We start from the raw sequence: 8,387 nt of genomic DNA on the forward strand, positions 1-8,387 counted from the left end.
ACCATGCTCCCCAGACCCCTCCCCTTCGCGCGACACGCCGTGGCCCTGCTGGCCCTGGGCCTCACCGCCTGCGGCGGCAAGGACGTGCGCCCGGGTGACGACCCCTCCCCCGGCGAGAACCCGGCGACGGACCCCTGCGCGGAGAGCACCACCGCGGATCCGGCCAGCGGCACCTGCGCTCCGCTGCGCCTGCAGTGCGCGAAGGACCTGAGCGGCTTCAAGACGGACCGCTACGTCTGGCGCGACCGCGACTGCCACGTGCGCTCCGTGTCGCTCGTGCGCAACGACGCCGCGGACCCCGCCGGCTGGAATGGCGGCTACATCCGCCGCTACACCTACGAGGTCGCCGGCGCCGAGCGCATCTGCGACGGCCAGAACCCGCAGGTGCCCGGCTGGGGCATGGTGACCAGCCACCTGAAGGACGGCCAGACGTGGGGCGCGTGGACGCAGGACGTGCGCGGCACCGGCCGCGTCCTCTTCAAGGGCGCGCACCACGCGCTGCATGAGCTGAAGTGGCCGCTGTCGCTGGACGGCCACGTGGTGCAGGTGACCGTGCAGTACCTCTTCGCCACCGGCCGGGACCACCCGCTGTATGCCATCACCCACGACGCGTCCGGCTTCCCCGCGAACCAGATTGAAGCCGACGTGCGCTCGCCCTACGGCGACCTGGGCTTCGACGGCAACGCCAACACGGACATCGCCGGCCTGGGCTGGGGCGACCGCTTCCGCTTCGTCACGCTGTCCTCCCCCGTGACGATGAACACCGGCTGGGATTACCGCGAGCCCAACGTCGTCCCCTACACGCGCATGTGGACCGCCGCGCCGGACGCGGAGATGGGCGCGGTGCAGACCCAGACGTGGGAGCAGAAACCCGCCGGCGGCTACTGGCTGTATCCGGAGTGGGGCACGCGCCACGCCAACGGCCCCATGCCCGTGGACTACAACTGGGCCTACCAGCTCAACCAGTACGAGCTGCCCTCCGTCACCAACTCCCACCGGCTCGCGTGGGGCAGCAACTTCGGCGCGGTGGGCCTGGCGCAGTACCCGCGCCTGGGCGACGACGGCGTGATGCTCTCCGGCCACCCCTACCAGAGCTACTCCGTCTTCATGGTGCTGGGCACGCACGCGGCCAGCCCGGTGCTGTCGCTGGTGTCGGAGGTGGAGGCCTGGCAGGGCGTGAAGCTCACCGCCTCCGAAGGCACCGTGCGCACGCGCGGCCCCGGCGGCGTGGGCCGCACGGACACCGTCACCTATGACGTGGCCGGCTACAACCCCGTCTACGCCACGTGGGAAGCGGACGCCGCCTCCAACCGCGTGACGCTGACGTTCGACACCGCGGGCCGCACGCTCGCGCACCCGATGCTGGTGGTGCACGACTACACGGCCACGACCGCTCCGGCGACCGTCACGCTGGGCGGCCAGGCCCTCACCGCGGGCACGGACTACTTCGCGTCCGTGGACCCGGAGGGCAAGGCGCTCTGGCTCACGCTCCAGCGCGACCTGAAGGGCACCGCCACCCTGAAGGTGGAGTAGCCGCGCGCGGCAGGACTGGCCCCTGGCATCCGCGTGGATGCCCGGGGCCACCCCTTCGCGCTTCACGCGGGAGCGTCAGTCCGCGTCGCCGCTGCCGCCGTAGCCCTGCGGGGCCTGCGAGCGCAGCCGCTGCCACTCGGCGCGGGCGTCCTGCTCCACGCGCTTCTGCTGGTCCACGTCGCGCCGGGCCTCCTCCACCCCGCGCTTGGCGTCCGCGACGGCGGCCATGTAGTTCGCCTCGGACATGTCCTTGGCGCGCACGTCGCCGCTCCGCTCCAGCGCCTTGTACTGGGCCAGGTTGAGCTCCGCGTCCGCCACCTTCAGCTCCGCGTCGCGCAGGTCCTTCTCCGCCCTGGCGGTGTCCGTCTTGCGCTCGTGCCAGGCCACCTCGGCGTCGGCGGCGGCGCGCCCGGCCTGGGCGCCGTCGAGCTTGGACTTCGCCTGGGCGATGGGGCTCTGCTGGCCGGTGGCCTCGGCGGCCTTCACCGCGGCCTTCTCCGCCTCCAGGCGGCTCTCGGCGGCGTCGCCGTTGCGGCGGGCCACTTCCGCGGCGCGCTCGGCGTCGCGCACGGCCACCTCGGCGCGCGTCACGTTGTCGGCGGCCTTGGTGCGGGCCAGCTGCGCCTCACGCACCTCGCCCAGCTGATCCTCGGGGATGCGCGCCATCATCTTGTCGTCCACGCGCGCGGCCTTCGCACCGCCGCAGCCGGCGAGGAACGTCATGGACGCCCCCAACGCCAGACCCACCATCCAATGACGCTTCGTCCTGTTCTGGAACATGATCTCGATCCCCCGTACGAAGATGACTGGGGAAGAACGTAGACACGGCCCCGCAGGATGACAGGCGCCACGGACGCCGCCGTTCCCCCTGGAATCCGCCCCGGCCCGGGCAGGCCGTGGAGCAGGCAGGCTTTGGCCCAACTCCGCTCCACACCGTTGCCCTCCGGGATTTTCGTCACGGTGCATGTCCCAACCCGCACGGGGTGCGTGTCTCAAGGTCGCGCGGACGACGCGCCATCCGGGAGAGGGACCACATGAAGCGAAGTCGATGGGGAGTCGTGCTGGGGACGAGCTGCGCGCTGATGATCGCGGCCTGTGGTGCCGGGACGGACGAGCCCGAGAACGCCGAGGGCACCGAGTCCGTGACGATGCGCATCTCGCTCGCGGGTGACGCGTGCGGAGTCGTGGGGGCCGCGGCGACGGTGACGGCGCAGGACCTGCCGCCCACGCCTCCCCAGTCCCTGTACGTGGGCAATGGCTACATCGAGGGCTACCTGAGCAACATCCCCGTCGGGCCCCGGCGCATCGTGGACGTGCGGGCCTACAACGGCGCGGGGTGGGAGGTGTACGCCGGCAGCGCGGCCGTGGACGTGTACCAGGGCTCCGTGGCGTACGCGCAGCTCGTGCTGAAGCGCAACCCTCAGAACTGCCCGGGCACCGGAACGGGCGACATCTACATCATCGGCACGCTGGAGGGCACCGGACCCTCGCAGGACGCGGGATACGACGCGGGCCCGGTCCCGTCCGTCGATGCGGGCAGCGCGTTCGACGCGGGCTAGAGGCTCAGGTGCCCCGGCCGTAGAACCACGCGGTGAGGGCCAGGCGGGAGGCGTGGGCGGGCAGCACCTCGTGCTCCAGCCGCTCGCTCAGGAACACCACCAGGCGGTCCAGCACCGGCGCCACCTCCACCGGGGCGCCGGCGTCCTCCGGGAAGAGGCGCAGGAGGCCGCCGTCCTCCGGCTTCCAACCGGCGTTCGCGTACCAGATGGCGGTGAGCCGGCGGTTGGACTGCCCCGGGAACGCGTCGCGGTGGCGGGCGTAGTGCGCGCCGCCGCCGGGGTAGCAGGCGAGCTGCACGTCGAAGCGCCCCAGCCCCAGGTACGCGCCCGAGGACACGGCCTCCCCCAACGCCTGGAAGCGGTGCCACAGGGCTTCGAGTTCCGGGGCCGCGCCGGGCAGCACCCATTCGATGTGGTCGCCGCGCACGGAGGTGTCGAGCGAGTGGTCCGCGCCGCGCCGGATGCCCGCGGGCCTCAGCGTCCCGGCCTCCACGCGCGCGAGCGCCGCGGCCCGCACCGCCCGGGCCTGGGCCTCGCCGAGGAAGCCATCCCGCACGAAGTACCCGCGCGAGCCCAGGGCCTCCACCTCCGCGTCCGTCAGCTCCACCGTGTGTCTCTCCTGCCCGAGCGCCTGTCCGGAAGCCCGCGTCCGACACGCTGCCCCAGGACGCCCCCATTCCGGAAGCGGTTAGACTTCCCGCCCATGGCGAAGAACGTCTCGCGAGCCCTGTCCCTCCTCGCCGCGGTCGCGCTCGGCGCGCTGGCGGCCTGGGTGCTGCTGCGCCCCGCGGCCTCCCGGCTGCCGGACACGGCGGCGGTGGTGGAGCAGATGCGGGAGGTGGCCCGGCTGGAGACGCTGGACGTGTCCCTCTACAAGAAGGTCACGTTCACGCCGGAGCCGCAGGCCACGGACGCGCTGTGGAAGGACGTGCTGCTCTGGGCCAGCTACACGCTCCAGAACCCGCACGGCCGCGCCATCGTGTTCGCGGACGCGCACCTGGGGTTCGACTTCCAGCGCTTCGACTCGAGCCACCTGCACGCCGTGGGCACGCGCGTGGACGTGCTCCTGCCCCCCATGCAGGTGACGGTGGCGCTGCGGCCCGGGGAGACGGAGATCATCGACTCCAACCTGGACAGCACGCAGACGGCGCAGCTGTTGGAGAAGGCGCGTCTGGCGTTCGAAAAAGAGGTGCGGCAGGACAAGCGCCTCCAGGAGAAGGCGCGACAGTCCGCGGAGCGTTCGCTGCGGGGCCTGTTGCTCACGTTGGGCTTCCGCGAGGTGCGGTTCGTGGAGACCTTGCCGGTGGGGAGCGCGGGATGACGGAACGTCTGGAGTTGATCCAGGGAGACATCACGCACGTCACGGCGGACGCCATCGTGAACGCGGCCAATTCCTCGCTGGGCGGTGGGGGTGGCGTGGATGGCGCCATCCACCGCGCGGCGGGGCGGGAGCTGCTCGCGGAGTGCCTCACGCTGGGCCGTTGCCCCACCGGGCAGGCGCGCATCACGAAGGGCTACCGGCTGCCCGCGGCCCACGTCATCCACGCGGTGGGCCCGGTGTGGCAGGGCGGGCGCAACGGCGAGGACGAACTGCTGGCCTCGTGCTACCGGAACGCGTTCGCGCTGATGGAGAAGCACGGGCTGCGCACGGTGGCGTTTCCCTCCATCTCCACGGGCGTCTACGGCTTCCCCATCGAACGGGCCGCGCCCATCGCGCTGCGGGAGATCCGCGCGGCCCTGGAGCGAAGGCCGGAGCTGGAGCGGGTCACCGTGGTTCTCTTCAGTGAGAAGGATTTGAAGGTGTATCAGCAGGCGCTGGGCGCGTAGTCACACGCTCCGCAGCGCGTCGCCATCCAGCACGAACAGCCCGGGGACTCCATCCGGCGCGTGCCCCAGCGCGGCGAGCCTCCGCACCGAATCACCGTCCGATTCGCGGCACAGGAGCGCCACCTCTCGCCGGCCCAGGCTCACGCGCAGCGGGCCTCCGCCCGTGGCCGCATCGAGCCTGCGGCGCTGCGACTTCGTGAGCAGCCGTGCGCCGTCGTGCCCATCGCCGCCCGCCACCGCCCAGATGCCGGAGAAGGCCTCCGCCAGCCGCACCTCGCCCTGGTCGATGACGACGGGCCGCACGTCGGCGGGGCGCAGCTCCAGGTTGTGCCACGCCGCCGCGTCCACCGCGTCGAGCGCGAGCCCGGAGTCCTTCAGCGCGGAGGCGGGCAGGTAGCGCATGAACTCCGCGTCCTCCAGCACGTAGAAGACCTCCAGCCCCGCGGGCCCCGGACGGAACAGCGCGCCCTGGGTCCCCGCCACGAAGCCCGAGGGCCGCAGCACGGGGCGCAGCGCCTCCAATGACACACCCGTGGGACCCACGCCCGAGGACAGCCCGCCCAGCCGTGAGGCCAGCGCCTCCACGTGCGCGGTGAGCCCCTGTGTTCCCGGCGCCTCGCGGTACGCGGCATACAACGAGCCCACGTCCACGCGGCCCACGCCCCCCGAAGCCAACTTCACCAGCAGGTCGCGGCCCTGGCGCCGGAAGGCCACGCCCGCGCGGCCCAGCGCGGCGGTGAGCGCGGCGGTGAACTCCGGGCGCAGCACCTGCTCCTCGGGCACGGGAGGCGGAGGCAGGTCCGCGGCCTCCAGCTCCGCGCGCAGCAGCTTCGCCTCCGCGTCGAAGGGGTCGCGCTCCACGGCCTCGGCCACGTAGGCGCGGGCGCGGGCGCCCTCCCCCTGCCGCAGCGCGAGCACGGCCAGCACCTTGAGCGCCTCCGGGTCGCCGGGGCTCAGGACCAGCGCCTCCCGCAGCTCGGCCTCCGCCTCACGGTGCCGCTCCAGCCCCAGCAGCGCTCGCGCGAGGCCCAGGCGCACCTGGAGGTCCCTGGGGAAGTCGCGCCGCAGGGCCTGCATCAACGGCAGGGCTTCCCGCTCCGCGTCCGCGTTGACCAGGGCATGCGCCAGGGTGAGGCGCAGCGTGGGCCCGGGAGTGCGCGCGGCTTCGGAGCGCAGCGAGTCCAGCTCCGCGCCGCTGAGCACTTCACCCGCCTCCACCTTGCGGCGCAGGCGCTCCAGTTCCGACGGGGAAATCACGCGCGGACTCTAAATGGTCCACGCCGGGAGCGCCCAGCGCCGTTCGCCCGCGAACCTGTCCGACTGTCGGACAGGTTGGGGCCGCACCAGGAGGAAGGCCCCATCAGTGCGTGGCGTCGTGCGGGCCGTCTTCCTCGGAGACCTCTTCGGCGGCCTCCTCCTCGCCCCGGGTCTGGGAGAGGAAGTCGTCCAGGGCGCCCACGTCGATGGGCTTGCGGAAGACGGCGTCCACCTGCGCGAGGCTCGCGCGGTTCTGTCCTCGCACGTCCATGCCCGTGACGATGGCCAGCAGCGCGTGGGGCGTGCGCTGCCGGAACTCGCGCGCCAGCTCCCAGCCCGTCATCTCCGGCATCACCGCGTCCAGCAGCGCGGCGTCATACGGATGCTTCTCCCAGATGCGCAGGGCCACCTCCGGGCTGTGCGCCACCTGCACGTCGTAGCCCTCCTCGCCCAGCACCTCGGCCATCATCCGCGCGTTGTCCAGGTCGTCGTCCACCACCAGCACGCGGCGCGCGCGCGTCGGCAGGCGCGGCACACCTCCCGGCGTTGGCGGCATCAGCTGCGCGGAGGGCGGCGGCGCCCCGGTCGAGACGTCGCTGAAGCGCGGCAGCCTCACGATGAAGCTCGCGCCCGAACCGTCGCGCCGGTTCTCCACCGTCAGCTCTCCGCCCCAGCGCTGCACCTGCGTGCGCGCCACCGCCAGGAACAGCGAGAACTGCGGCGCCCCCGGGTCCCGGCGCAGCGGGTCGAACAGGCCCGCCAGTTCGTCCTGCGCGTAGGGCCGCCCGGCGTCCTCCAGGCGCAGCTCCAACCAGCCCTCCCCGGCCGGACGCGTGCGGACCACCAACGTGCCGCCGCCTTCCATCCGGTCCCTCGCGGACAGCAGCAGGTTGACGATGAGCTCGCGGAAGAAGCCCGCATCCGCCTTCACGCCCCACGGGAAGCCCAGGTCCAGCTCCGTGTGCACCGGATGCTCGCGCTGCTCCAGCTCGCCCCGGGCCAGCTCCAGGGCCTCGCGCACCGTCTGGTCCACCGGCACGTTGGCCACGCGCTCCTCGGTGCGCTGCACGCTGAACTCCTGCAGCCGCGCCACCAGCTCGCCAATCTGGCGCACCGTCTTGTCCAGCGCCTCCACGTGCTCCGGCTTGTACTCGCGCTGCAAGAGCGTGATGCGCAGCCGCAGCACGTTGAGGAAGTTGTTGAGCGCGTGCGCGGCGCCGCTCGCCAGCTGTCCCAGCGCCTGCTGCCGGGTGCGCCGCAGCAATTGCCCCTGGAGCCTGCGCACCTCGTCGTGCGCGTTCTCCAGGGCCTTGGTCTTCACGGCCGCCTCGGTGCGGTCGCTGAAGGTCTGGATGACGCCCGCCAGGACCTGGTCCTCCTCCCACACCGGCGTGGCGCTCATCTCCAGCGTGGCGTCCCCACCTCCGGGCCGCTCCACCTGCATCATCACGCCGCGCACCGGCGCCTTCTCGCGCAGCGCGCGCAGGAAGGGCATGTCGTGGACCTTGAAGGGCTCACCCGTGGGATGCCGCGCGTTCACCTGGGTGAGCACGGGCCCCAGCGAGCTCGCGGCGCGCGCGCCCACCACCGCGCGCATGGGCACGCCCATCAGGCGGCTCACCGGCGGCGACGCGAAGGACACCATGCCGTCCGTCTCCGCCAGCAGGATGCCCACCTCCACGTGGTTGAGCACCGACTCCATCACCGCCGCCTCGCGGAAGCGGACCTCCTCCGTCTTGAGCACGCGCGCATAGGAGGCCTGCGCGGACGCGTCCGCCTCCCACACCAGCTCCGACACCAGCTCCGCGACGTCCGCGTGGATGACGCCTCCGTTGCGGCGCGCGTAGACGTAGAGCAGCACCTCCTGGAGCGACTTGAACTCGCGCGTCAGGTCTTCCGGGTCGAAGTTCTGGTCGTACCGGAAGGCCCCGTGCGAGCGCACCACCTCCGGCCACAGCCGCACCGCGTCCTCGCCCCGGCTCTCGAGCAGACGGGCAAGCTCGTCCAGCAGATGGCGCAGCGGCGCGCGCAGGTCGCGGCCCGGCACCTCCACTTCGTACGTCTCCGCGCGCAGGCGCTTGGACCACAGGCGCGTGATGCGCTCGCCCTCGTCAGAGAGCAGGCCCGACAGTGCGGCGATGGCGGTATCGGAGGAAGGCACGCTCAAGCGCGCACGATGCGCACGCCCCAGGCGTCCAGCCACCCGTCCCC

Annotated in this window: 8 protein-coding genes; 4 read left to right on the forward strand and 4 right to left on the reverse strand. The window is 72.6% G+C overall.

Annotation, left to right across the window (positions count from 1 at the left end; genetic code table 11):
- Nucleotides 1-3: 3 nt before the first annotated feature.
- Nucleotides 4-1,533 carry a hypothetical protein gene (locus D7W79_RS10565; protein WP_120525229.1) on the forward strand — a complete coding sequence of 510 codons (1,530 nt, stop codon included), beginning with the start codon at nucleotides 4-6 and terminating at the stop codon, nucleotides 1,531-1,533.
- Between the two features lie 75 nt (nucleotides 1,534-1,608).
- On the opposite strand, the gene D7W79_RS10570 is transcribed toward D7W79_RS10565, so the two are convergent.
- The gene (locus tag D7W79_RS10570) at nucleotides 1,609-2,256 is read right to left on the reverse strand and encodes a hypothetical protein (protein WP_244221700.1); all 648 of its coding nucleotides are present in this window, start codon (nucleotides 2,254-2,256) and stop codon (nucleotides 1,609-1,611) included.
- A 311-nt stretch (nucleotides 2,257-2,567) separates the two neighbouring features.
- Between D7W79_RS10570 and D7W79_RS10575 the strand changes: the two genes are divergently transcribed.
- Nucleotides 2,568-3,092 carry a hypothetical protein gene (locus tag D7W79_RS10575; RefSeq protein WP_147441877.1) on the forward strand — a complete coding sequence of 175 codons (525 nt, stop codon included), beginning with the start codon at nucleotides 2,568-2,570 and terminating at the stop codon, nucleotides 3,090-3,092.
- 4 nt (nucleotides 3,093-3,096) lie between these two features.
- Here D7W79_RS10575 and D7W79_RS10580 read toward each other — a convergent pair whose 3' ends face one another.
- Nucleotides 3,097-3,699, reverse strand: a complete 603-nt coding sequence (locus D7W79_RS10580; RefSeq protein ID WP_120525232.1) for a 2OG-Fe(II) oxygenase — start codon at nucleotides 3,697-3,699, stop codon at nucleotides 3,097-3,099.
- Nucleotides 3,700-3,795: 96 nt separating this feature from the next.
- On the opposite strand from D7W79_RS10580, the gene D7W79_RS10585 reads away from it, so the two are divergent.
- Complete coding sequence (locus D7W79_RS10585) at nucleotides 3,796-4,413, forward strand: DUF4230 domain-containing protein (protein WP_120525233.1); 618 nt, start codon at nucleotides 3,796-3,798, stop codon at nucleotides 4,411-4,413.
- The gene (locus D7W79_RS10590; RefSeq protein ID WP_120525234.1) at nucleotides 4,410-4,919 is read left to right on the forward strand and encodes an O-acetyl-ADP-ribose deacetylase; all 510 of its coding nucleotides are present in this window, start codon (nucleotides 4,410-4,412) and stop codon (nucleotides 4,917-4,919) included. Before D7W79_RS10585 ends, D7W79_RS10590 begins: the two co-directional genes overlap by 4 nt.
- Here D7W79_RS10590 and D7W79_RS10595 read toward each other — a convergent pair whose 3' ends face one another.
- On the reverse strand, nucleotides 4,920-6,176 hold the full coding sequence (locus D7W79_RS10595; protein ID WP_120525235.1) for a tetratricopeptide repeat protein: 1,257 nt from the start codon (nucleotides 6,174-6,176) through the stop codon (nucleotides 4,920-4,922).
- A gap of 103 nt (nucleotides 6,177-6,279) precedes the next feature.
- Nucleotides 6,280-8,337 (reverse strand): hybrid sensor histidine kinase/response regulator, encoded by a 2,058-nt coding sequence (locus D7W79_RS10600; protein WP_120525239.1) that lies wholly within the window; start codon nucleotides 8,335-8,337, stop codon nucleotides 6,280-6,282.
- Between the last annotated feature and the right edge of the window lie 50 nt (nucleotides 8,338-8,387).

The organism is Corallococcus exercitus (assembly GCF_003611585.1).
In the GTDB taxonomy this organism is placed as follows: domain Bacteria; phylum Myxococcota; class Myxococcia; order Myxococcales; family Myxococcaceae; genus Corallococcus; species Corallococcus exercitus.

Excerpts from the sequence above, each read along its gene's own strand:
- D7W79_RS10575 (WP_147441877.1), top strand. The coding sequence starts at position 2,568 with ATGAAGCGAAGTCGATGGGGAGTCGTGCTGGGGACGAGCTGCGCGCTG.
- D7W79_RS10565 (WP_120525229.1), top strand. The coding sequence starts at position 4 with ATGCTCCCCAGACCCCTCCCCTTCGCGCGACACGCCGTGGCCCTGCTG.
- D7W79_RS10590 (WP_120525234.1), top strand. The coding sequence starts at position 4,410 with ATGACGGAACGTCTGGAGTTGATCCAGGGAGACATCACGCACGTCACG.
- D7W79_RS10570 (WP_244221700.1), bottom strand. The coding sequence starts at position 2,256 with ATGACGTTCCTCGCCGGCTGCGGCGGTGCGAAGGCCGCGCGCGTGGAC.
- D7W79_RS10585 (WP_120525233.1), top strand. The coding sequence starts at position 3,796 with ATGGCGAAGAACGTCTCGCGAGCCCTGTCCCTCCTCGCCGCGGTCGCG.